Origin of the sequence: Acinetobacter sp. CWB-B33 (assembly GCF_039655955.1) — a bacterium.
Classification (GTDB): Bacteria; Pseudomonadota; Gammaproteobacteria; order Pseudomonadales; family Moraxellaceae; genus Acinetobacter; species Acinetobacter bouvetii.
The window spans coordinates 1,040,932-1,063,599 of the sequence record NZ_JAGFEU010000001.1 but is presented as its reverse complement, the minus strand read 5'-3'; the positions used below and the strand labels follow the sequence as shown (position 1 = coordinate 1,063,599).

Here is a 22,668-nt window from a genome sequence, read left to right as displayed (position 1 = left end):
CGGGTTCAGTTCCAATGAATGTCCCTTACTGTCCATCTGTTCCAAATTCTTTTTCCGCGGCTTCTTTCAGCTGGCTGAAACGTGATTTTCTAGCAGCCTGTTCCTGCGCCTCAGGACTTTCATCCAAGACAGCAACATTTTCATATGCTTCGGTATAGAAAACATTTTCCAGAAATAAGAAGGCGAAAACATCACCCAAATCGGGAGATTTAATCCCCATGCGCTTCATTTCATCCTTACTGAAAATCTTATAGCGGCTGTGCTCATCAAATGTATAAGGGATCTTAATAATTTGAGCCTGCACCTTAATCTTGAACTTAACGGTTTTAATTTTAAACCGGCCTTGCTCTACCGCCCGGTACAGACCCACATAAGCCAAGGCGCGCTTATTCACATATTCCTTGCGGTTGTCATTATTGAAGCAGGCGCCGCCCCAGTGCACAGGCATATACCAGATGCCGTTCTTCTTCAGCAGCTGACCTAAGCCTTTTCCTGCACCGTTGTCATCTACAACCAGCGTGGCATTCGGATACTTCAAAATGCATTCGTGAATTTTTGCGAACAGCTCAGTAATATCATCTTTATTCTTGCACAGTGGTATATCAACCACTTCAACCCGCCGCGCCCGATCCCCCCATTGTGCTTCACCCCAGACTTTAGATACAGCAATAACAGAATCGTCTCGGCCAACCCCGCCGCCGACATCAACCGTGATCACATAGCCAAAAATATGCTCAGCAAATATGGAAGCGCCACAGTACATATCTTCTGCCTGGCGCTTGGTTATAAGGAATTCATCGGCACGGTCAGGAAATTGCCCAAGTACACGAATTTGATATTGTGGATCATCGCGGCTGCCGTACTTTTGACGCTGCTCCAGCAAAGACTGCTTACTGACCAGCGGCGATTCTTCACCGTTGAATGTAAGCGCGGTCCACACTCCGCCAGAGCGGTGGCTCAGTGTATGATGCGTTTCATAGAACATACCCGCATTACGGGTGGGCTGCGAAGTCATTACAGCACGGTTGTCTTCGTGCGTTAAGGCACCAAAAGCAACATCAAGGACTTCATCCGCTACACCGCTGGCCTCATCCACCCAAACCATGTAATTGTCGCCATGGTTACCAGCAAGGTTAGTCGGCTGATGCTTTGGGGCTGTCTTGGCAAAGACATACCACTTTTCTTTCGATCCTTTGATGTAAACCAGTTCTGACTGAAAACCGACATAATCGGCCAGCCAAGCCAGCGGGCCATTTTTAAGCCGCGCCAGGTTAATGCTGATTTCTTTCCACACTTGTTTTTTCAGCTGCCCAATTTGCGGGGCAGTAAACATCATAATCGATTCAATAAAGAACAGCAGATGCCAGAGCCCTACAATGCCTGCAGAAGCGGTTTTACCTGTATTGTGATGCACCATGCCGTCAGCAGTGAGGAAAGTAGAATCACCATCCAGTACAAAGCCGAAATACTCGCCTTCGCCCAGCGATACGGCGCGCTCAATGCGTACTGGGAAGTATTTCTTATGCTTCAGCTCATAAGCGGCAAATTGACATTTGGTTTCTTCTGGCCATTCCTGCCATTTGGAGACCAGCACTTCCATGGTATCGCCGGCTTTCCAGCCGTTCTTTGTTTCAAGCGCGACCAGGCAGAGGATATGAGACTTATTGTAGACATGGCTTTTGCCATTTTCATATTCAAACCGGTAAAGATCCTGCCAGCCAGTAACGGTGCTGATCACTTCCCGCGGGGTAATGCCGTCACTGCCCATTACGGCGTCATTGATCGTTATATTTTCAACACGCTTCCACTTACCATTTGCTAAGCGGATCTTAGTTCCTTTTCCAAAACAGCCATGGCCAGATGCTACAGACGTGCGGCTGCCGTCAAATGCAATTGACTCAAATAAAAGCTCCTGCTGCCATGTCGGAGTAATGCCCAGCGCTTCAACCGCAAACGCATAGATATCGTAGCGGTAGCGGGTGCAGAGTTCCCACCATTCGGGGATTTCTTCAAGAGGTTGGAGTGCCATTGAAAAACTTAGTTAGATCTTGTTTTTATTCTAAGTTTTTAAATTTGATGTGATTTTATGCGGTTCCAGTAATTATAAATGCTGATATATTTATATAAATTGAATTATGTGTATAAGCACTAGCTACTAACCATAAAAAAACATTTATAATTTCATAAAATTACTACACTTAATTTTAAAGTTACTCAGTTGACTCTTCTTTAAACTTTAAAAGAGACAAAGGTAAGTGTTTTATACATTTATCTCGTGGTGAATAATATGCTTGATAAAAATTAAAATCACTCCTCTTACTTTCTCTACATTTTTTTTCAATAATATTCATTATTTTAAGTTTATCTTCATCCTTTGTACTTATCCCAAAAATCAATCCAACTAAAGACTCAAAATCATAATATAAAGTTCGAAGTTTTTTATCAGTAAAATCATGAAAATTACCATTTAAAATTAATCTATACTCATTTTCATAAGACCAATCCTTAGATTTTATTGTATTTCTTTTAATAAAATTATCCCAATATTTTTTTCTCCACTTTTCTATATCTTCCCTAATTTCCGTTGCGCAATTGCTATGCTCACCCTTTGAGTTTGATAGCCACATCTTACTTAATGTTGGACGGTTTAACTGGCCTAGATTAGTGAAAAAATTAAAACTGAGAAATTCTGACTCATAGTCAATTGGATAAAGCTGAAACCTCCGTAAATCGTAGTTTGGAATTGGTTTCTCATCTTTGTATTGAGTGTAACCTGTAAAAGATTTGAGAGGTAAATTGTATTTATCGCCATCTAATTCTGGTTTAAAAATGAGACAAACACCGGTATGATTCTCGCCATAATTCCCCCAAACGGACGAATTTTCTGATTCAGTCATAAAACAAGCAGTATACCAATCAGGACAACAAAGCGTTTCTAATCTTCTTAGATAATTTTCAGTAAAGGAATAAAAAATAAATTTAAAATTCTTAAGATTCTTAAGATTCGGATGGATTTTATTATACTCCACTAACAAATCCATTTGACTATTAGTTCTAAGATATGTACCAAATAAATGAGAAACAGCTTCTTCACCAAGTTCCTTTATCAAATTCTCAATATTTTCTATAATTTCATCATTTATACGCTTGATACTGTCATTATAAAAATCATCTTGTAATATCTCTTTCTCAAAACCAATTAGCCCTTTACTTTGATACTTTCTGATTATAGTCAGCAATGCATAGTAGTGAATACTTTGCAAATAAAAATGTAATTCTTCTTGTTTTATGTATGTAGTTCTTGACTGAATTTTATCTATTAATAATCTTATATTATCATTAAAAAAATCTTCAATAATTTCAGTTACCAATTGTTTATACATTGGCGTTGGGTAATCATCTATATTTAAATTAGGTAAAATATCATTAGCTGTAATTTCACTCAATTCTCCCCCACCGATACAGTGTTGAGCATATATATGTTCTAAACAGATAACATAATTTCTAAATAAGTTTTCCCAAACTATTTTATCTCCACTCCAATAGATATCACTAAACCCTTCCATAGGATCATTGAGATCTTCAGGAGAAGCAAAAAAAATACTTTGATTTTCAAGTTCTTTATATGGGCCAAGTAAATTCTCAACCTTACGGAATCTATAAAACAATTGATCCATAATTATAATTACTATTTAGAATGTATAAATGCATACTAATAAACCTATGCTATCAATGCAATATGGTTATAATTCATACCTATGACTCGACTCAGCTAATGCTAAAGAAAAGAACAATTACTTTATACAGCTCATAATGATATTAAATACTAAACGGCAACATCGACGGATCTATATCATCCACTTTCTGTACCTGATTCGACATTACTCCGTAGCCTGTCGCTATCTTATGACTCGCCCAGATCGCCAGCAGCGCAGCAATATGTCCGTTGTCTAATGAACTGCTGTCAAACTCTTGCTGCATGCCCCGCTTATCAATTTTCCGTACTTGCAGAATATTCATTGGATTGTAGCGCGCAATTGACGGTTCAAACTCGACCAGCCCACCGCGGTAGCTTGCCTGGTAAATGCGGATCACTTCTTCAAGATGCTGCTGCGCATCAAATTTCAACTGCCAATTCTTAATTAAATTGGGTGAATCAGTTACAACCACGGTATTTTTTCGCAAATCCGGCGGCACAGCCAACGTTGTGTAGATCTCCGACTTTTGCAACAAGATTTCGCCTGTGTCCTGATAGCACATTGCCATCAGTCGTACCGGCTGATCTGAGAAGCCAGTCACTCGGCTGTCTATGCGGATCTTTTCACTCACGAATATTTTCCTCCGTAATGGCGCCCGTGTCTCTATCAGCATGTATACGGACATGCCCATCTTCAGCAAACTTATCCGCCTGAATTACCACATCGTCTTTCAATGGTTTTTCTATTGCAGATCCGTCTGGGTCATAGCCATTGTCAGTATTGTTATCATTCGGCCCGCCCAGTCCCAGAATCTGCGGAACATAGCCGATCAGCTGCACATCGATCGTGAAAATAGACAGGTTGATGGCATCACTGGGAACCGGTGATGGGAACAACTGGTTTTCTAAAACGGTGAAGCTACTGAATTCAGAATGTGTACTGGATATCTCAAATGGAACTTCTACACGACGCTTAACATCATCCTGCATATAGGTGCAAAACTGATCGCATACTGACCGCGCATCATGCGGGTTTGTCGCGTAAAAAGCCAATTGCGCTCGGACTGTTTTTGCGACTAAGCGGATCTTCACATACTTTTCGTCGATCACTGCCGGCACAAAGTACGGTACCGGCAATAACTGGCTGACATCGGGCGGCTGATCAATCAGCGCCGTGGCCGTCAGCATAATGGGCATAAACGCCGTAGCGCCGCCGGAGACATCCGCATTTTGGCTTTTGCGGTACTCAGCCAACATCGATTCTGAATCATCCATGAGGCGGCTTGGACAGGACTTTATTGCAGTGCTGATATTCCGATTTTTCCATTCTTTCGTCTGAACAGTTTCAGGCATGAACCATGCCCGAAAATCGACCAGCATTTTATACCAGGCATCTTGAATGCATTTCTGAGGATCTTTGGGCAAGCTCATAATCAGCCCCACCCAAAGAGTTTAAAGCCTTTCGCTTTTGCAGGTTTCATCTTCGGTTTTTCACCAGCAATCTGCATGCGCGCAATTTCACTTTGATTCAGCAATTGCTCAGCCTCATCGCATGCTGAGTCAAAAGAGCGGATCACTCCGACCATGCCTGTGTAGAAATCCTGTGTACGCTGAACCTGTAATGCTGCACGTTGCTCACGCTTAGCCAGCTGCGCGGCAAGCACATCTACCTGATCTAATGCCTGCTCATTAAACTGATGCAGCTGAAGCTGTGCATGAATGTTATCGAAATCCCGTACAATCTGCTGTTCCAGCATATTCGCAATCATCGCTTCTGAAGGCGATAACAAAGATACATTTGTCGCACTGTCAAAACAGGAAATCAGACCTTCCTGCTGCTCAGGTACAGCCAGCCCATCAAACAGCTGGCCATCGCCAACGTTAGTGACATAGTTTGGCTGTGTGACATAGTCATAACCATAGAAATTAACGGGTACTAAACCCAGTCCAGAACGGCGGTAATCCTGTGCAGAGCTGAAACCGCCTACACGTGCTAGATACTGCTTGCGGGCATGTTCCCCTGCTGCATTATCAATAAATTCTGCTACATGGGTTACATCACCATTTTTATTAGCATAGGATTCAATAGTTCTGAATGCAGCTTCTAAATACACCACTTTGCCATCAATGATGACCGATTCAGGCGGGAACATTCCGTACCGGCGGCGGATCTCATGTCCGTTATAGCCGTACAAAGTCCCCGACTTAATCATTTCCTGAACTTTAGGATGATTGATCTGATTGATCATTTCTTTCATGTCAACATTGGCGCGGTTTTTACCTGAATGCTGGCGGCCGCGCTCAAATAAATTGTATTTAATTTTCTTGGTTTTTCGAGCTGTATCAGCCATTAAAAAGCCCCAATAAGTAGATGATTAGGGCTATTTTGGCAAGTCAGTGCAGAGCAGTTTTTACAGTGTTCCAATACTCCCCTGAATTACTGGCTCTTAAAATTAAATTCTTTTAATAGAGTTTGCTAATCTTTCAATATTTTCCATAATGTCATTAACTGAATGTGCCGCGTAACCTATAAGCACGGCTGCTTTTTGAGATGAAGACTGACAATATCGTGACAAGGGCTGTACAGAGAGACCTACTTTTGTGCATTCATCAATAAAATTTTTCTCTGTCCAATTTCCTTTAAGCCAACATACCAAATGAATACCTGAGTCAGTAGGTTCTACAGTTAATACATCGGAAAGAAAGTGTTCAATAGCCGAAATTAAGGCCTGTAGACGCTCATGACAAGCCTTACGGACTTTACGAACATGCCGAGCATAATGTCCATCCTGTATAAATGTTGCCAGTGCGACTTGCTCAAGATAAGAACTGCGCGTATCGGTATAATATTTTGCCAGACTAAACACATCAATTAAGGCTTCAGGAACGACCATGAACCCGAGCCTAAACTCAGGAAACATCATTTTGGAAAATGTCCCTGAATAAATTACACGCTGCTGCTGGTCCAAACCTTGCAGTGCTTGAATGGGGTGTGTTCCATAACGAAACTCGCTGTTATAGTCATCTTCAAAAATCCATTTTTGCTGATGTGTTGCCCAGTCCAGCAAAGCCAAACGCCGAGCAAGGCTTAGTGTGCCACCAAGTGGGAATTGATGTGAAGGTGCCGTATAAATCAGTTTACTGTCCGCATAGTGCTGAATAATGTCAGGGATTTTCATGCCTTCATTATCACTTTCAATCGGCTGTACGGTTACCCCAAAACTGCGAAATATATTTAAAGCAGCATCATAACCAGGCTCATCCAAACACACTTGATCTTGGGGCTCTAACAGCGCATACGCCGCCAAATGAATAGCCTGTTGTGTCCCATTGACGATTAGAATTTGCTGTTCAGTACAATTTAATCCTCTGGTAGATTGAACATATTGGCAAATTGCCTGACGCAAAGGCAGATAACCTCGTGGATCGTGGAACTGTCCTAATTGATAATAGGATTGTCGCCAAGCTTGCCCCAATAATTTCCCCCAAAGTTGATGCGGAAATAAATCTACACAGCCTACCCCCACATGAAATATTTTCTTTTCTTGGTTAGATAAATTCTGCTTGTGCCAATGCGGCAATAAACTGGCGATATTTGGATTAATATTGAGCGTTTGCACCGATTGATGTACGGCATGTTGTATATCATTTTGAATTTGAATCAATTGATCAGGAATAACATCCGCTATATAAGTGCCTGAACTAGGTTTAGTAACTAAATAGCCTTCATCTAGTAGTCGCTCCAACGCTGCTAATACCGAATTACGGGAAATCGACATCATTTCTGCCAAAGCCCGGCTTGAAGGCAGTTTTGCGCCAGAAGGCAAATGCCCCGCTAAAATCGCGTCCCGCAAAACACAATACAAACCTTCCTTAATCTGCTGTCCTTTTGGCAAAATTAAATGTGGAAAATAAGCGGAAGAAGCTGTTTTCATAGGCAAACTGGTACTTTATAAAATATCAAAAGTGTATCTTACGACCATACCATTATTAAAAATACACTCTACCTCTTTCATTGTTGAAATATTTTAGGGGGATAAATTTATGTCTGTTCGGCACTCATCTTTTCATCGTCTATCTCAGGATCTACTGCCTCCCATCATGGCAGGCTTAATCTCGGTGATTGTCAATTATGGAGGGACATTTATTTTAATCTTCCAAGCTGCACAGATGGCTGGTCTTAGTCCAGAACTTACGGCCTCATGGGTATGGTCAATATCTATCGGTGTTGGTGTCACAGGAATATTATTAAGTTGGTATACAAAAGAACCTATTATTACTGCGTGGTCTACACCTGCAGCTGCATTTCTAATAACTGCTCTGGTTACCGTACCATATGCTGAAGCGATTGGAGCCTATTTACTATCTGCTTTGGCATTTGTGATTTTGGGAATTACTGGCTATTTCGAGAAACTGATTCGTCTGATACCAATTGGGATTGCATCAGGTTTATTAGCAGGAATTTTATTGCAGTTCGGGATTGCTGCCTTTACCAATATGACCATTGACCCATTTCTGGCAATTTCATTATTTTTAATTTATCTCATCACCAAACGTTTTTCTGCAAGATACGCCATTGTTAGTGTATTGTTTTTTGGTTTTATGTTCCTGCTACTTCAGTCACAAATTGATTTAGCGGGGTTTGAATTAAAGTTAGCGTCACCTATTTTTACAGCCCCAGCTTTTTCCATCAATTCGGCATTAAGTATTGCCTTGCCATTATTTTTAATTACATTAACTGGACAATATATGCCTGGTTTACTGATTTTAAAAAATGAGGGTTTTAAAACCAATGCCAAACCTATTCTCGCTGTTACAGGTTTAGGTTCCTTCTTGATGGCACCATTTGGTTCACATGCATTTAACCTTGCTGCGATTACAGCAGCAATCTGTACCGGTAAAGAGTCCCATGAAGACCCTTCAAAACGCTGGGTGGCAGGAATTGCCGCTGGTGTATTCTATATTTTGGTAGGAATTTTTGGAGTGACACTTGCAGCAGTATTTGCAGCTTTTCCAGCTGCATTTATCAGCTCATTAGCAGGACTTGCCTTGTTAGGTACGATTGCAGGAAGCCTTACCAATGCCATGAGTGACAGTGATAGCCGTGAGGCAGCTTTAGTTACCTTTCTTGCCACAGCAGCCAATATTAAGTTATTTGGGATTGGCGGTGCATTTTGGGGCTTAGTATTAGGCTTAATTGCTTATCTTGTGCTTAACAAACAATTTAAAATTATTTCTTCCCCATGATTTTATCGAGAATTAAAGTTATCACTAATCAATAGCATACTGTTCGCAGTATGCTATTTTTGGTTAAGTACTAAAGATTCGCTATTACAATAAAACTGGTACTGTACAAAAGATTAAAACTGTATCTTATTAAAGTACCATACAAAAATTATGCTTGGCGCCTCTATCTTTTCAAACAGCTAAAGGGATGTGTCAAAATGCAAAATCAAGACCTTCTGGTCATTCCAGTTCAACAACAAGATTATCAGCAGTGGCTGCCTTTTTGGCTTGCCTATCAAGAATTTTATAATGTCAATTTATCCAGTGCTGTGAATCAAAGCACATGGCAACGCTTTTTTGATGAGGCCGAACCGATTTATTGTGCAGTTGCTAAACAAGGGGATAAAATTTTAGGTTTTGTACATTATGTAATTCACCGTTCTACTTGGGCAACACAGAATTATTGTTACCTGGAAGATTTATATGTGTGCCCCGCAACTCGAGGGCAGCATATTGGTAAAAGCCTGATCGAATATGTACAAAAACAAGCAATAGCTCAACAGTGTGAGCGTTTATATTGGCATACACAGGAAATCAATCATACTGCCCAAAAATTATATGACTGGGTTGCTGAAAAACCAGGAGTAATTGAATATCGTATGTCTTTAGAATAATGCTACGTGAGTCCATCAATTGGCTATTGTGGACTCTTTTTTTAAGCTACTTTAAGTTTGTTCTAAATCGCTGAAATCAATCACCTGATAAACCCGACCATATACCCCGACACCTATTGAGCTATCACCCAATTCAACATCCAAAGCCTTTGAATGTACCTTGACCACAACATTGGCGGGAACCAGCCGGCGCAATATGGGTGACAGCTCAATAATCTCGGAAGTATCGACTGTATCCTCAATTGAAATACGCAGCCGGCTTGTGAGGAAATGATCTGGCTTTTCATCAACCGTAATATGTGCTGGGTAATTCAAATAGGTTTTTATCGGATGCCACATGCGCTTTATCTGCCACTGATCCGTCCACAGCATACGCAATACAAATTCCAAGAAGCCTAAACCGCGCTCACTGGCCAAACTTGACCAGTTTGCATAAATCACCCGCATCAGCGTATCGGATGTAAATGGACGGCGCAGCACGACAAGGCCATCCTGCTTAGAAAAACGTTCAATGACCGTTCGGCTGCCTAAGTGCGGACAGCCACAGTCCAGCATGTCCTGCACTTGCTGTTCAAAGACATCTGCAAAAACTTGCTTTAATGCCTTGGCCAATGCCGTTTCTAAACCCTGATGATTATTGACCTGCTGATCAATCGGGCGAGTAAAGCTTACAGCACCCATGCTGCCCCCATCTCTGCTGTTCGTTCTAAATTAAGCGTGATGCTTTCATTGGAGACATAGACCCATTCATGCGGTTTATTTAAGACTGCAGGTACGCTCAGTGAAAAGTCGCTAATGTTGTCTTGAAAGGCGGTAATGTTTTTTCGCAGCTGGGTGGAGATTTCCTGAGTATTGAAGCCATTCACCAGCCAACGGCTTGCACTTAATTTTGTTTGGCCATAACGGTCCACCAGTAAGCCTTTAATCTGCACCTTTACCCCATCCAGGTCATGCACGGCTGCCAGACGGCCATTTAACGACAAGGCGTATGGCTTTTCTAAAACGGCATGCACACGGACCCGGTCTTTATACAGGCTGTCCAGCTGCCCTATGTACTGAATGATTTCCTGTTCCAGCATTTCCTGCTCAGCGCTGTTTTTGGCGGTTACAGCAATATGCAAATGATTGATATCTTTGTAGGTCGCGCCATAGTAGCGGTCATGCTCATTTTCATTCCATACCGCCAGGTAATATGCGCGCGGCATAAATTTAGCCCGAACTGAATAATCAAAGTTCCCAAGGAATACGGCGTTTTCATCATAAAGCGAAGGATAGCTGGAAAGTACGCGCAGCTCTGATACATTTAGCGGATCTGCACCCTGGCGCACAGCACCGCCCAGCTTAAAACGTACAGACACACGCTGTTCATCTGCATTGAATACATCATCCAGTGAAGCATCTTTCAGGCGTGAAATATCGACATCGCCGTATGTTTCCAGAATGCCAAAAGTAAAGGTCTGATTCGCTTTTGCTGTACATCCGGCCCTCTCATCATCACCAAATTCTATATAGATACGGCGCAGACTGTCCGTGGTTAGATTGAATGCATATTCCAAGGGCGCAACATTCATCCAGCGTTTCTTAAGCAGATAATTATTGTTTAGATCATCTCTGACGATAATACCAGCCAAGGCCAAATCATCTTGCAATTTGAGTTGCGTACGATGAAAGCTTTCACTGTTTTGTACAATGTATTGGACTTCTCTGTACTCACTCTGCTCGGCCTGTACTTCCCCAGTTTCACCCGCTGATACAGTCACAGACTGAAGCAGGCGCCATGGCCTGCCGCTATTATCTTCAATCAATCGCCCTTGGCTTAAGCTGATGCTGTTACCTGCACGGTTGATCACTTCCAAAATATGCTGCGCAGGCATTCCTATAGGAAGAATCCCTTTGTTGGCCGCATCCGCAATAATTGACCGGTCGCGGGTTTTAATAAACGGCTCCAGCTCTGCAATATCAATTTCCTGACTGAGTAAGGAAAGAAAGGCCGCAATTGAACGTACCTGCTGGACCACCAATGGATCTTGCGCGTTATATTGTTCCTGAATTTCATAATCATCCAGCGCGGCAACAATACGCGCCTCAAAATCAGCTTGCGTCAGCATCGTATGTTTCCCCTTGCATTGTCAGCTGGCTGTCGCGGATCTGATTTAAATTGATTGCGACATCACCGACTTTGAGATAAATGACTTTGGTTTCAAATCCTTCATTTTGGCTGTAGAGCGCAAGCTCATCCGCGCTGAGCTGCTGAAGAATAGGAATGTCCTGTTTCATCTTGTTGATAAATTCATTCGCCACAGGTGAATCTAAGGGCCCCATCAGCAGGCTGTTTAAGTCTGGTCCATAAGGTGAACCGAAGTAGCCGTTGATTTCACTATTGAACCAGTGATCAAGCATGGACAGTATCTTATTTCGATCTATCATAGCCCCGCCTTATACGCCGCTAATTGCAGGACTTTGCAGAATAAGAATGCCGTAATTACTGTCATGGAATAACAGGCGAATATGCCCAAAATAATATAAAGAATCAGGTCTGAAGCGCCGCAGTAAGTCAGCACTTTGTAAAAAGACCATGTGGCAATGCCGGTGATCAAAACTGCAGGGATCAGCAGCAGATACAGCATCTTCTGTGAATGTCTGAAAACGTTATCAACGACACCCTGACGCAGAAGATTCATGAGCTGTACTTTACTGTCGCGAAAGCCCTTAAATGCGAAATAAACATGCATTGAAAAGAGCAAGACCAGCAGTACATTCAAACTAATATTCAGCATTACCCGTTCCTAAAGCTATTTATGCTTAGGGTAAGATTTTTATGACTGCAGCCAGCGTACTTGTTCCAATAAAAAAGACTGCCTAAGCAGTCTTTTAGATCTAGTGAGAATCCTAGTTAAAATATGGTCATTTTAAGGATGATATCTGTTTTAATATAGTTATCGTATTATTTATATGAAGATTAAAATGTTTAGAGTCCAAACTAATGGATTATTTATACAATCTAATAAGTTATCACTATTAGAAGGCATATTGCTGCAGTTAGCTACAGACCTCCCCGAACATATTGAACCTCATGAGCTACTGTCAATCATACAGGATCTATTGAATACCAAATCTGAGGATGAAATCTATCGGAAGTTAAATTTATCCACCTTAAAAAATAAATTTGAAAATGACGTGGATTGGGAAATATTTAAAAAACTATTAGGATTTACAGTTTTAAAAAATATCAATATGAATAAATAGTCAGCAAATCGCCTGCACTATATTAAATTTAGTATTTCTATAATTAAAACAATGCACCTAATATGAAATGTATCAATTTCTCTCTTCTAAATCATTTTCTTAATTGAAAGCGTTCCAGCATTCAGCGCACTGGAACGGCTTTTTAGTCATTCACGTTCCGCACCTCAAGCTATATATGCTCAGGGTAAGATTTTTATGACTGCAACCAGCGTACTTGTTCCAATAAAAAAGACCACCTAAGCAGTCTTTTGGGTCTAAATAGAATTTTTAAAATACTAGCTATCAGGAATACCTTAAAAGAAGACATTTCTATAGAGCTTGCAGATGCATTCATACAAACTCGCTATATTGGAAATAAGCGGTTAGAAATCACATTTTTCATGACCATGGTAGAGGTGAGTCGTTCGACTCCTGGAAGTGCAGACAACTTTTCATCATATAGTTTTTGAAAATTTGCTAAATCACTTGCAACCACATGTAATAAGTAATCAGGATCTCCAAACAACCTTTGGGCTTGAATGATGTGAGGGATATCAACAATAGCCTCCTCAAAATGAGCAATAGTATTTTTATCTCCATCCTTCATCGTCACAAATACAATAGTTGAAAAATTCAGACCAATAAGGCTCGCTTCAAGTTGAACCGAATACCCCTTTATTATTCCAGACTCTTCTAAAGTTCGAAGCCTACGATGACAGGGTGAAAGGCTTAGGCCTACTTTGTCGGCCAATTCTGTAACTGATAAACGCCCATTAGATTGCAATTCAGCAAGAATTTTTCTATCTATCTTGTCCATTTAGAAGAATCTTCCACTCAGAATTAATTTTAAGCAAACATTTGAAAACACATTCTAAATCTTAAGCTTTATCCTTTCCAGCTTGAGATATGAAATGATTTTTTATTTTATGGCATTTAGTACGCTTCTATCCTTTTGGAGTATATCCATTCTTTTTGTTATCACCCCAGGGGCTGATTGGGCATACGCAATCTCCGCGGGAATTAAAGAAAGAATTCTACCGGCTATTTTGGGGTTATTACTTGGTCATTTTATAGCAACACTCGTTGTTGCTGCGGGCGTAGGGACACTTGTTGCGAGCCAACCAATAGCTCTTATGGCACTTACTGTTGTTGGGTCGCTTTATTTATTATGGATTGGCATTAATTTATCATGTCATCCTGCAACTATCTCTAATGAAAGTTACTCGAACCTAGATCTTAATCAACCATGGTGGAAATGGGTTGTTAAGGGGTTCGGGGTAAGTGGACTAAATCCTAAAGTCTTTTTGTTATTCCTAGCATTATTGCCTCAGTTTATCCACCCTTCCGCATCATGGTCTATTACTGCACAAATTATTTCTTTGGGATTAGTCCATATCCTAAGTTGTGCAGTGGTGTATTTTTTGGTGGGTTTTAGCGCTCAAGTCTTATTAAAAACACGTCCACGCGCTGCACAGATTGTGAGCCAAATTTCAGGAGGCTTGATGGTTTTGATCGCCATTATTTTAATCATAGATCAAGTTAAACATTACAGTTTTGGATAATTGCCAAAATTTAATAGATGAAAATGTGAGGAAATCATGCAACAAGTTACATTACAGACATTAAAAAAGATGAAAAAGGATGGTGAAAAAATCGCAGTTTTAACCTGCTACGATTCAACTTTTTCCAAAATTTCAAATCAAGCCGGCATTGATGCTTTGCTTGTCGGTGATACATTAGGAATGGTTTTACAGGGTAATGATAGCACCTTGCCTGTAACGATTGAGCATATGGCTTATCACACATCATGTGTTAAAAAAGGCAATAACCAAGCATTTATCATAGCTGATTTACCATTTATGACGTATTTCACGCCCGAACAAGCATTAAAAAATTCAAGCGTCTTAATGCAAGCAGGTGCTCATATGGTTAAGTTGGAAGGTGATATCTGGCTTTGCGAGGCAATCACACGATTAACAGAAAATGGCGTTCCTGTTTGTGCACATATAGGTTTAACGCCTCAATCAGTCAATGTACTTGGAGGATTTAAAGTCCAAGGCAGAACAGATGAACAAGCCAAGCAGTTATTAGAGTCTGCTAAGAAATTAGAGGAATCTGGTGCAGCAATGCTTTTATTAGAATGTGTACCCTCTAATTTGGCTGAAAAAATAACCAAGGCTGTAGATATTCCTGTTATTGGAATTGGTGCTGGAGCAGAAACAGATGCTCAGGTCTTAGTACTACATGACATGTTGGGATTAAATGAAAAAACAGCCAAGTTTGTTTTTAATTTTATGGAAGGTCAAGCGAGTGTCCAAGATGCGATAAAAGCGTATATCCTGGCCGTTAAAGATGGTTCTTTTCCTAGTGAAAAACATCAATATATTTATTGATTTGTAAGTTTTTAATTTTTCTAAAACTATCAAAATATTCCTTATATGAAATCAAAAATGGGGGCTTAAACTCCCATTTTTATTGAAAATTTCAAAGAACTCCAATTACGTTAAATAATGGTGCATTTCTTGAATAATTAAATTAATCTTTCCATTAATTTAATAAGTTAGAGTGGCTACTTGAATGCAAAAGAATGTTTGGGGAATTCATATAGATCGATCAGTAGGATTAACGCCTATAGAACAAAATTATATAGGGATTGGCTGGTCAGAGTTAGGTGATTTATCCAGATTACCACCAAATAGAGATTCTTTTAAAGCTGCTTTAAAAGAAAATCAGCCTAATGCAACAGATGCATCTGTAAGAGCTCAATCTAGCCCATTATTTAGATTCACTTATGAAATGCAAATAGGTGATTACATTATTTATCCATCCAAAACAGACCGTATGATTTACGTTGGTATTATTAAAGGTGACTATGAATACCGAAGTGGTTTAGAAGATGATGAATATAAAAATAGAAGAAAAGTTGATTGGATTACTCCAAATGGACTTCCTAGAAATAGTTTCAGCCAAGCAACATTAAATGAACTTGGCGCTTTTATTAGTATTTTTGCAATTAAACCTCATACTGCTAATGAAATCCTAGGACCCCTTGGATTAAGCGATTTCGAACAAGAAAACACTAATTTATTAGCTAGTCTAGAGGAATTCGATGAAGATCTAGATGATGAAATTGCTACTAAAGAAATTACTGAAACGACTAAAAACTCTACAGAAGATTTTATTATTAGAAAATTGCATCAAAATTTAAATGGATACCAATTTGAAGAATTTGTAGCACACTTATTAGAGTGCATGGGATATGTGGCTAGAATTACTCAAAAATCAGGAGATGGTGGCGTTGATATTATTGCTCATAAAGACATACTTGGTTTTGAACCACCAATAATAAAAGTGCAATGTAAAAAAACTTTAACATCAAATGGTTTGCCTGAAATAAATCAACTACTTGGAACACTAGGTGATGAAGAATACGCTTTATTTGTTAACCTCGGCAGTTATACAACTCAAGCTAGAAATAAAGCTACAAACAAATCTAAGTTAAGATTAATTGATGGAAAGGAAATAATTAATTTAATTTATAGGTATTACGACAGTTTTAGCCCTCAATACAGGGCATTAATTCCTTTAAGGAAAATATTTATCCCTGATTTAGGTGAATAGTATTTATGTAATTTTTTCTAATTAACAGAATACGCTTTATACGAAATGCTTTGATTTATTCTTTTTCTAATCGTCATCTTACTTTTAGCCGTTACAGCGTTCTGCGCACTGGAACGGCTTTTTTAGTCATTCACATTCCGTACCTGTTTTTAGACAAATGATACATTTAAGAAGTCTGGCCTTTAGCCTGCTCTAACTGCTGAATAAGCTGGTCACGCTGTGCTGTCTTATCTGCGACTTCCTGATCAACTTGCTTTTCCTGATCTAGTTTTTCGGACAGCTGCATCTGAATGCTGTTTGACTTGCGCCGTGGAATATTTACCCGTTCTTTTTTATTCTGTTGCTCAATCTTCGGCTGTGCGGTGCGTATCAACTGGGCAACACCAGATACGGCGTTATCAAATGTCTGTTTATAGTCATCACTGAAGTCACCGGACAGAACAATTTCTTTACCATTGAGCGAAGCTTTAAACACATCTGCACTTGCGCGGGCAAATAGAGTGAGTTCTTGGCCACCGGCAAATAAAAATGTAATTGGAGCAACACTGATGCCACCTTTGCGCTGTACCTTCTTAATTTCTGTCAGCGGAATAGATTGCCCTGTCGCCTTTTCTAAAGCGCCTTTAATCTTTTGAACATACGGCGTTTGATCTGTAATTGCCGCAAGATTGATATTGCCCATAAAAAAAGCCCTATTGTTGAATAGGGCAATTTTGGCAAAGTGAACGATAAGAACTTGACGTTAGTTCCAAATAGAAAATTTAACTAAATTTTTAAACTGTCATATTTTTCTGTTATATAAAAAATAATGTTTATCGGTAGTAATTTAAAATGAATATTAGTGTTAAAGAAATTAATAAACATATTGAAGAATTCAAGAAAACTGGAAAGGGTCCAAACTTACTTGTTATTGGATATATGACCTACTCCAAGCTAATGAAAGATCAAAAGTTTCATGAGCACGTCACTAAAGACATAAAAGACCCAATGATCAGATATTATCGGAGTATAGAAATCAAAATGGTGACTAAAAAGCACCATTTTGAAATTCAGTAAGACATAAAAAGCTCTGCTTTCGCAGGGCCACCATAATCTGGCTTTGGCCATCATGGTAGAGCCTAATCTCCTACCCATTCCACGCATCCCCCATACCCAAACCACCAGTAATAGCGTGGGCAAATAAACGATCACTTACATTTTGGTTAATGGTTCCATTGTTTTGATTCACAACAACGACTTGCTGAGGGCTTGGAGAGGATAGATATTCTTTAGCTGGCTCAACATGAGTATTGATTTTAGGTGGGCTAAATGATGAAACTAAGGATGTTGTCCGCGCAATCGTAGGTGTGACTGCAGTTCTTGTAGCCAACAAAGCCGTATTATTTTTCGCACTATTTACGATTGATGCAGCCTGGTTATTCACTGGCGATTTTGAGCTCGCAGACTGTTTTCTGTTATTTAAAATTTCTTCACTGGCCTTCCGCATTGCATCAATGCCACCATGACGGGCTTTATTCAACCCATCACCATCATAGTTGCCAACGCCACGCGCATTTTTCACCCCTGCCCACTGTTGTGAGGTTTTGTTTGCTAAGGCTGCCGCATTCCCAGTCCTAATCCACTCGTCTAACTGCTTCTTCCCGCCAGCATAATGAATTGCCAGCTTATCCTGATTTTCCGCGTTGTAGATATCACTGTCTTTAAATCCAGCTTGGCTGGCCATTTTCTCAAATGCCCCATTATTCCAAATATTCTGATACCGCCCTGCTCCAGTTGATTTTGAGCCTGCTTTAATCAGTTGCTTTTGATAAGCCTTAACTTCACCAAAAGTCATTTGTGAGATGGGTTTAGGTGGCCTGATCGGAGCGCCGCTGTATACGGCATCGTATCCAGATGTACCAAATGCCCCTTTGGTTGATTCTCCTCGTGCAATCTCATCTAATATTGGTGCATATTCACTCGCTGAAAACGAATTTAAAGACGCCCCGCCATATTGTGCAGGTGCATCCAAACCCTGACCGCCGTATTGTTTACGGAATAGCAGCGATGTACCGCCACTGTTGCCAAAGAGTTTTTGTTTTATCCAGTCATATCCGCCTTTGATTAAATTGGCACTCTGTCCGACCGGTGTTATGTCAAAAGCCTTTTTCGCCAAATCGATAAAGCTGTCCCAGCCGCTTTTCAAAAGCCCAGGTAAATCAGCTGACTTTAAGCTGTCAGTCCATTCCTTAAAGTACGGCGCAACAGTACTGCCAAGCTTTTCGCCGATCCAAGCGCCGGCCATGCCGCCTATAAGGGTTCCAGCCGGGCCCAGAAAACTACCTGCTACAGCACCAATTGTTCCGCCTGCAAGGCTGCCGACTGTGCCGCCCTTCTCTTTAGTACTTTGGCTCTTCCAGTCGCTGAATGAAAGTGCCGTGAGTAAAGCGCCTAAAACCGGTATGCCTTTACCGAATTTAAGAATTTTTCCTAAACCTTTACCGCCTTTTCCCAGCAATCCACCTAAAAGGCCGCCACCCGCACCTAAAAGTTTACCAATGCCGCCCAGCAGGCCTCCCTTAGATGAAAGATTATCTGCAATCCGCTGCAGCATCTTAATCTGCTTCTTGTTATGTTCGCTCTCTTCCTTCGGCAATGGCTCACTGCGTTTACGGCTTTTCATCAGCCCGGACAGCGGCCGCAGCATAAAGCCCGCTGCACGCTTCACCGGCGACAATACAGAGGCAACCTCATTAATGGCATCGATAGTAGGGTCTACTCCTTGCGGGGAGCTGTTTAAGCCATTGGCTATTGCTGTACCTATCGTTTGCGTAATTTTGCCTAAGACTGTTCCACTTTGTTGGCCAGATCCAATAAAGCGGCCATTTGAATCACGCTGGCGGTCTGCTCCCAACTCGCGTGCAATACTCTCTTGCGAATCAATGATGATAGGTTCTTTTTGAATTGCGGGTAATGTAGGCTTGGTTTTACGGTTTGCAGGCTTAGCCGCTTGAGCCACGATGTCTTCAACCGTCTCAAGCACTTGATTCATCGCAGTAGTGGCCTGCCGCTGATCCTTCATCAAGCTTTCGACACTGACGGGCTGCCGCTGTGCATCCTGCAAGGCCTGCGCCAATGCGCTCAGCTTAGGCTGCGATGCTTGCTGATATTGAATTGCCTTAGCATTTAATGCCTGCTCCAGGAGGCTGATTATCTGCTCAACATTTTTATCAATCTTGGCCACATCGCGGCCAGTCTGTTTTAAGCCAATCAGAAAACCAAGCTCGTCATATTGCAAACCACTTGAAGAATTTGACATAAAAAATCACCCTATTTTTACATAGAGTGATTTTGAAGTATTGGCAGTAGCTCATTGACTGCCTGTTCCATCGACATCAAAAATGATTAATTAACTTCAGTTCCATCTATAACTGTTATTCCATCATCATCTACTTCACCTGCCTCAATAATTTCAAGCTTACGCTGAAATGCAGCAAGTTTGCCTTCCTTCATCGCCTGTTTTGCCTCAAGCAGCTTCTGCTCAGCTCCAGCAACAACCGCAGAGCGCCGTGCCTGCACCTCGGACTGATCTTTGAGGTCTTCCAGTTCAAAGCCCCAGAACAATGCCTCTGACCGGGCTATGTTCGTCAATGTGATACTTTGCTTAACATTCAGATCAACGATTTGGCTGATTAAACCCATTTTGAACTTTACATTACTGATAATGCGTTCTGTCTCTTCAGTGACTGGCGCGTTTATATCGATCTGCAGCACTTCATCGCGAATGTGGATCACGCTATCAATCGTATCGCCAGCGAGCTGGCCTAAATCAGCCAATCGATTGCGGTTTTTCTTAATGATGGTAGCTGAGGTTAATTTAGTTTTTTGCACTCTGTCATCAGAATCAAAATTACCCGAGTTTTGACTAGTTGAAGCAGGTAAAAATGACGCATTTTTGACGTCCTTTTCAGTATTGTTTTTTTCTGTACTATCATCATCTTGTGAGCTTTTTTGACCAGTCTTTTGACTAGTCATTTTTTTAATCTCTTTATTGAGCTCACGGGCACTCTTTTTGACTAGTGATTTGGCACTCTTCTTCCATTTTTCTGCTAATGCTTTACGGCGTACAACAGATGCGGAAGGCATCTCGCAGCCAAGTTCTTCGGCGACTGAATCAACCAATTGCTGCCATGTCATTTTAGGAGATGATTCATACACCGCCTTTAATCGATCCCAAACTACCTGCGGATATGATTGTACAGCCATAAATTAACCTAATTCCGCCCCGTCTAAAAAGTCCAGCTGCCGGACACTGTCGCCATCCTTCGGCAATGTTGTTTGCGCAAAGCGTGTTTTTCTCGATTTTTTAAGATCAAGTAAAATTTTCTCCTGCACATTGTTTTCATCACGCTCAAATATATCTTCCAACCCTTTTGCCAAATAATTGAACTGTATGGCCTGATCCTTTTCACATTCTTTAATTACTTGAAGTAATTCCATAATGAACGGCTTTAATCTGTCATCACCGCCATGTCCCATTAAATCCACATATTGATTGGAAACTACTTTTGATTTCTCTAAGAGCTGGAGCGACAGCGCCTTAGGAAAACTGGTGATATGCTTAGAGCACAGTAAAGCTATTTGAAATGTTACTGCGTTTAAGTTATCTGCTAACAATTCACCAAAACTATTAAAAATCACACCTGCAACTGACTCTGTTTCATTCAATTCTGGATTAATTGTAAAGCCCAGCACCCAATCAACGGATACTCGATAAAGCCTACACATCACCAGCAGCAACTCAGCATCCGGCAGCGTTTTACCGTTCTCCATTTCAGAAATACGGTTTTTCTGCTCAACACCGAACAGTTCAATTGCGACCTCATGCTGCAGCATGCCACTGCGCTCGCGCGCCAGAGCGAGTTTGCGGCCGATCAATGCCCGGGTTTCCAAATCTGATTTCTTAGCCATTACACGATTCTCCCTGCAAGCCAATCAAAATCTACTTTTTTCTCAAGCCAATTCGTTTCTTTAATTAAGATGCATGAAAGCCATACACAGCCGTCTTGTGTTGGCTCTGCAAATTCAATCTTTTCACTGACAAAAATATTGTCATCTTTAAAAAGCATTTCTCGGCCTTTCAGCGAATCGATCAATAATTTTGGATAATTGTCAATGTCAAAGCGTGGATAGGTTTTAGCGCTGTAATTGCGGGTTTTTAGTGGCGGCTGCACCATCAGGCGCACTTCACACTCTTCATTCAATGCCTTCCATTTCAGGGCTTTGAATATTGGCGCGTAAGTCTCATACACCTTTTTCTTAAATTTTTTAGCACTAACCGAAAGACTGTTTCTCTGTCTTCCATTCTCATCAATCGTTGCGCGCCAAATATCATTGGCGCTAACCCCATAAGGCAATTTGACTGTAATGAAACTGTCCCCGGTGATGACAATCCCGCCCGTGCTGCCACGGTGTACAGAGTCTTCATTAACCACTTCAGTTTTCAATGAACATGGATAAATGATGTCACTTCCAAGCGCACGGCGTTCACGCGCTGCGCGGTTTGTTTTCTTCACTTCAAAAGGATCTGAGAATGAGCCAGCATTGCTTTTTGCCCAAATGTCCCATGCACTGCGACTACTTTTCACTTTCACCCCTATTTATGCAAAGTGCACAAGTTTCCTGCTGCATCTGCAATTCTGGATTGTTCATACATCTAGCATAATAGGCTCTGGCGTAATGGCACCTTCATTTTGATGCCTTCACCATACTTTGTGCGCTAAACGTACAGCTACTCTTTAACCCATGATTCAAAACACGGCGCATGCTCTATGACCGGGGCTTAAACACTCATACACATAAACAGCAAACCGCCATTTAAACGAACAACGGCACATCTCATCAGCATATCGTTCGAAGCGCCAAGCCTTATTTTCATATTTCCCACCGCGCCCACCGGGCCAAGGCCCGTCAGAAATCTCAACTGAAATAAGATGAAAATCAAAACGCCAATGCTTTGTAGATTTAAATTGGAATTTCTTTTCGTATTTGATATTCAGGACATTGAGCGCTTGTTCGAAATCTTCCTCAGCCTCTAGATATTTTTCTTTTGCCTTGGGCAAAGATTTAGAGCGTGGTTTGGTTTTATGTGGGCGCTTCTTGGTTTTCCAGAAATAGTCATCTGCGTCCATTTAACTCTCCCAATAAAAAACCGCACCAGCTTTTACTGGTGCGGCTTAATCACTC

22 protein-coding genes and 1 pseudogene are annotated in these 22,668 nt (G+C 41.0%); 6 read left to right on the top strand and 17 right to left on the bottom strand.

What is annotated here, in order from left to right:
• Positions 1 to 25: 25 nt before the first annotated feature.
• From JZ784_RS05110 to JZ784_RS05085, 6 genes are all read right to left on the bottom strand, one after another.
• Positions 26 to 2,029, bottom strand: a complete 2,004-nt coding sequence (locus tag JZ784_RS05110; RefSeq protein WP_346314044.1) for a Hint domain-containing homing endonuclease — start codon at positions 2,027 to 2,029, stop codon at positions 26 to 28.
• 181 nt (positions 2,030 to 2,210) lie between these two features.
• On the bottom strand, positions 2,211 to 3,677 hold the full coding sequence (locus tag JZ784_RS05105; protein WP_346314043.1) for a DUF2971 domain-containing protein: 1,467 nt from the start codon (positions 3,675 to 3,677) through the stop codon (positions 2,211 to 2,213).
• Positions 3,678 to 3,819: 142 nt separating this feature from the next.
• A complete protein-coding gene (locus tag JZ784_RS05100) occupies positions 3,820 to 4,329 on the bottom strand; it encodes a hypothetical protein (RefSeq protein ID WP_346314042.1) in 510 nt (169 codons plus the stop codon).
• Complete coding sequence (locus JZ784_RS05095; RefSeq protein ID WP_346314041.1) at positions 4,322 to 5,128, bottom strand: hypothetical protein; 807 nt, start codon at positions 5,126 to 5,128, stop codon at positions 4,322 to 4,324. Before JZ784_RS05095 ends, JZ784_RS05100 begins: the two co-directional genes overlap by 8 nt.
• Before the next feature lie 2 nt (positions 5,129 to 5,130).
• Positions 5,131 to 6,048 carry a hypothetical protein gene (locus JZ784_RS05090; protein ID WP_346314040.1) on the bottom strand — a complete coding sequence of 306 codons (918 nt, stop codon included), beginning with the start codon at positions 6,046 to 6,048 and terminating at the stop codon, positions 5,131 to 5,133.
• Positions 6,049 to 6,150: 102 nt separating this feature from the next.
• Positions 6,151 to 7,632: a PLP-dependent aminotransferase family protein gene (locus tag JZ784_RS05085; protein ID WP_346314039.1), complete on the bottom strand. Its 1,482-nt coding sequence runs from the start codon at positions 7,630 to 7,632 to the stop codon at positions 6,151 to 6,153.
• Positions 7,633 to 7,741: 109 nt separating this feature from the next.
• On the opposite strand from JZ784_RS05085, the gene JZ784_RS05080 reads away from it, so the two are divergent.
• Both JZ784_RS05080 and JZ784_RS05075 read left to right on the top strand, forming a co-directional pair.
• Positions 7,742 to 8,944 (top strand): benzoate/H(+) symporter BenE family transporter, encoded by a 1,203-nt coding sequence (locus JZ784_RS05080; protein ID WP_346314038.1) that lies wholly within the window; start codon positions 7,742 to 7,744, stop codon positions 8,942 to 8,944.
• Between the two features lie 197 nt (positions 8,945 to 9,141).
• Entirely contained in the window at positions 9,142 to 9,597 is a 456-nt protein-coding gene (locus tag JZ784_RS05075) for a GNAT family N-acetyltransferase (RefSeq protein ID WP_005009727.1), read from the top strand.
• 51 nt (positions 9,598 to 9,648) lie between these two features.
• On the opposite strand, the gene JZ784_RS05070 is transcribed toward JZ784_RS05075, so the two are convergent.
• The 5 genes from JZ784_RS05070 to JZ784_RS05050 form a co-directional block, all read right to left on the bottom strand.
• Positions 9,649 to 10,278, bottom strand: coding sequence for a hypothetical protein (locus JZ784_RS05070; RefSeq protein WP_346314037.1), 630 nt, complete (start codon positions 10,276 to 10,278; stop codon positions 9,649 to 9,651).
• Positions 10,266 to 11,705, bottom strand: coding sequence for a hypothetical protein (locus tag JZ784_RS05065; protein ID WP_346314036.1), 1,440 nt, complete (start codon positions 11,703 to 11,705; stop codon positions 10,266 to 10,268). The genes JZ784_RS05070 and JZ784_RS05065 overlap by 13 nt, the downstream gene beginning before the upstream one ends.
• Positions 11,689 to 12,024 (bottom strand): hypothetical protein, encoded by a 336-nt coding sequence (locus JZ784_RS05060; RefSeq protein ID WP_346314035.1) that lies wholly within the window; start codon positions 12,022 to 12,024, stop codon positions 11,689 to 11,691. The genes JZ784_RS05065 and JZ784_RS05060 overlap by 17 nt, the downstream gene beginning before the upstream one ends.
• Entirely contained in the window at positions 12,021 to 12,374 is a 354-nt protein-coding gene (locus JZ784_RS05055; RefSeq protein ID WP_346314034.1) for a hypothetical protein, read from the bottom strand. Before JZ784_RS05055 ends, JZ784_RS05060 begins: the two co-directional genes overlap by 4 nt.
• 812 nt (positions 12,375 to 13,186) lie before the next feature.
• Entirely contained in the window at positions 13,187 to 13,639 is a 453-nt protein-coding gene (locus JZ784_RS05050; protein ID WP_346314033.1) for an Lrp/AsnC family transcriptional regulator, read from the bottom strand.
• 109 nt (positions 13,640 to 13,748) lie between these two features.
• On the opposite strand from JZ784_RS05050, the gene JZ784_RS05045 reads away from it, so the two are divergent.
• The 3 genes from JZ784_RS05045 to JZ784_RS05035 all read left to right on the top strand — a co-directional run bounded on the left by JZ784_RS05045 (position 13,749) and on the right by JZ784_RS05035 (position 16,443).
• Positions 13,749 to 14,384, top strand: a complete 636-nt coding sequence (locus JZ784_RS05045) for a LysE family translocator (protein WP_346314257.1) — start codon at positions 13,749 to 13,751, stop codon at positions 14,382 to 14,384.
• 36 nt (positions 14,385 to 14,420) lie between these two features.
• The gene (gene panB, locus JZ784_RS05040) at positions 14,421 to 15,215 is read left to right on the top strand and encodes a 3-methyl-2-oxobutanoate hydroxymethyltransferase (protein WP_346314032.1); all 795 of its coding nucleotides are present in this window, start codon (positions 14,421 to 14,423) and stop codon (positions 15,213 to 15,215) included.
• Between the two features lie 184 nt (positions 15,216 to 15,399).
• Entirely contained in the window at positions 15,400 to 16,443 is a 1,044-nt protein-coding gene (locus tag JZ784_RS05035; protein ID WP_346314031.1) for a restriction endonuclease, read from the top strand.
• Positions 16,444 to 16,609: 166 nt separating this feature from the next.
• Here the strand turns inward: JZ784_RS05035 and JZ784_RS05030 are convergent, their stop codons facing one another.
• A complete protein-coding gene (locus JZ784_RS05030; RefSeq protein ID WP_346314030.1) occupies positions 16,610 to 17,125 on the bottom strand; it encodes a hypothetical protein in 516 nt (171 codons plus the stop codon).
• A 149-nt stretch (positions 17,126 to 17,274) separates the two neighbouring features.
• Between JZ784_RS05030 and JZ784_RS05025 the strand changes: the two genes are divergently transcribed.
• Positions 17,275 to 17,499, top strand: coding sequence for a hypothetical protein (locus JZ784_RS05025; protein ID WP_346314029.1), 225 nt, complete (start codon positions 17,275 to 17,277; stop codon positions 17,497 to 17,499).
• A 70-nt stretch (positions 17,500 to 17,569) separates the two neighbouring features.
• Here the strand turns inward: JZ784_RS05025 and JZ784_RS05020 are convergent, their stop codons facing one another.
• From JZ784_RS05020 to JZ784_RS05000, 5 genes and pseudogenes are all read right to left on the bottom strand, one after another.
• Positions 17,570 to 19,741 (bottom strand): hypothetical protein, encoded by a 2,172-nt coding sequence (locus JZ784_RS05020; RefSeq protein WP_346314028.1) that lies wholly within the window; start codon positions 19,739 to 19,741, stop codon positions 17,570 to 17,572.
• 86 nt (positions 19,742 to 19,827) lie between these two features.
• Complete coding sequence (locus tag JZ784_RS05015) at positions 19,828 to 20,688, bottom strand: hypothetical protein (protein WP_346314027.1); 861 nt, start codon at positions 20,686 to 20,688, stop codon at positions 19,828 to 19,830.
• 3 nt (positions 20,689 to 20,691) lie between these two features.
• Positions 20,692 to 21,393: a helix-turn-helix transcriptional regulator gene (locus tag JZ784_RS05010; RefSeq protein WP_346314026.1), complete on the bottom strand. Its 702-nt coding sequence runs from the start codon at positions 21,391 to 21,393 to the stop codon at positions 20,692 to 20,694.
• Positions 21,393 to 21,947: a RusA family crossover junction endodeoxyribonuclease gene (locus JZ784_RS05005; RefSeq protein ID WP_346314256.1), complete on the bottom strand. Its 555-nt coding sequence runs from the start codon at positions 21,945 to 21,947 to the stop codon at positions 21,393 to 21,395. The genes JZ784_RS05010 and JZ784_RS05005 overlap by 1 nt, the downstream gene beginning before the upstream one ends.
• A 353-nt stretch (positions 21,948 to 22,300) precedes the next feature.
• Positions 22,301 to 22,613 (bottom strand): annotated as a pseudogene (locus tag JZ784_RS05000) (hypothetical protein); the annotation flags it as partial.
• Positions 22,614 to 22,668 lie beyond the last annotated feature (55 nt).

Coding starts and splice junctions, on each gene's coding strand:
- JZ784_RS05110 (WP_346314044.1), bottom strand. CDS start 2,029: ATGGCACTCCAACCTCTTGAAGAAATCCCCGAATGGTGGGAACTCTGC.
- JZ784_RS05105 (WP_346314043.1), bottom strand. CDS start 3,677: ATGGATCAATTGTTTTATAGATTCCGTAAGGTTGAGAATTTACTTGGC.
- JZ784_RS05095 (WP_346314041.1), bottom strand. CDS start 5,128: ATGAGCTTGCCCAAAGATCCTCAGAAATGCATTCAAGATGCCTGGTAT.
- JZ784_RS05090 (WP_346314040.1), bottom strand. CDS start 6,048: ATGGCTGATACAGCTCGAAAAACCAAGAAAATTAAATACAATTTATTT.
- JZ784_RS05085 (WP_346314039.1), bottom strand. CDS start 7,632: ATGAAAACAGCTTCTTCCGCTTATTTTCCACATTTAATTTTGCCAAAA.
- JZ784_RS05080 (WP_346314038.1), top strand. CDS start 7,742: ATGTCTGTTCGGCACTCATCTTTTCATCGTCTATCTCAGGATCTACTG.
- JZ784_RS05075 (WP_005009727.1), top strand. CDS start 9,142: ATGCAAAATCAAGACCTTCTGGTCATTCCAGTTCAACAACAAGATTAT.
- JZ784_RS05070 (WP_346314037.1), bottom strand. CDS start 10,278: ATGGGTGCTGTAAGCTTTACTCGCCCGATTGATCAGCAGGTCAATAAT.
- JZ784_RS05065 (WP_346314036.1), bottom strand. CDS start 11,705: ATGCTGACGCAAGCTGATTTTGAGGCGCGTATTGTTGCCGCGCTGGAT.
- JZ784_RS05060 (WP_346314035.1), bottom strand. CDS start 12,024: ATGATAGATCGAAATAAGATACTGTCCATGCTTGATCACTGGTTCAAT.
- JZ784_RS05055 (WP_346314034.1), bottom strand. CDS start 12,374: ATGCTGAATATTAGTTTGAATGTACTGCTGGTCTTGCTCTTTTCAATG.
- JZ784_RS05050 (WP_346314033.1), bottom strand. CDS start 13,639: ATGGACAAGATAGATAGAAAAATTCTTGCTGAATTGCAATCTAATGGG.
- JZ784_RS05045 (WP_346314257.1), top strand. CDS start 13,749: ATGGCATTTAGTACGCTTCTATCCTTTTGGAGTATATCCATTCTTTTT.
- panB (WP_346314032.1), top strand. CDS start 14,421: ATGCAACAAGTTACATTACAGACATTAAAAAAGATGAAAAAGGATGGT.
- JZ784_RS05035 (WP_346314031.1), top strand. CDS start 15,400: ATGCAAAAGAATGTTTGGGGAATTCATATAGATCGATCAGTAGGATTA.
- JZ784_RS05030 (WP_346314030.1), bottom strand. CDS start 17,125: ATGGGCAATATCAATCTTGCGGCAATTACAGATCAAACGCCGTATGTT.
- JZ784_RS05025 (WP_346314029.1), top strand. CDS start 17,275: ATGAATATTAGTGTTAAAGAAATTAATAAACATATTGAAGAATTCAAG.
- JZ784_RS05020 (WP_346314028.1), bottom strand. CDS start 19,741: ATGTCAAATTCTTCAAGTGGTTTGCAATATGACGAGCTTGGTTTTCTG.
- JZ784_RS05015 (WP_346314027.1), bottom strand. CDS start 20,688: ATGGCTGTACAATCATATCCGCAGGTAGTTTGGGATCGATTAAAGGCG.
- JZ784_RS05010 (WP_346314026.1), bottom strand. CDS start 21,393: ATGGCTAAGAAATCAGATTTGGAAACCCGGGCATTGATCGGCCGCAAA.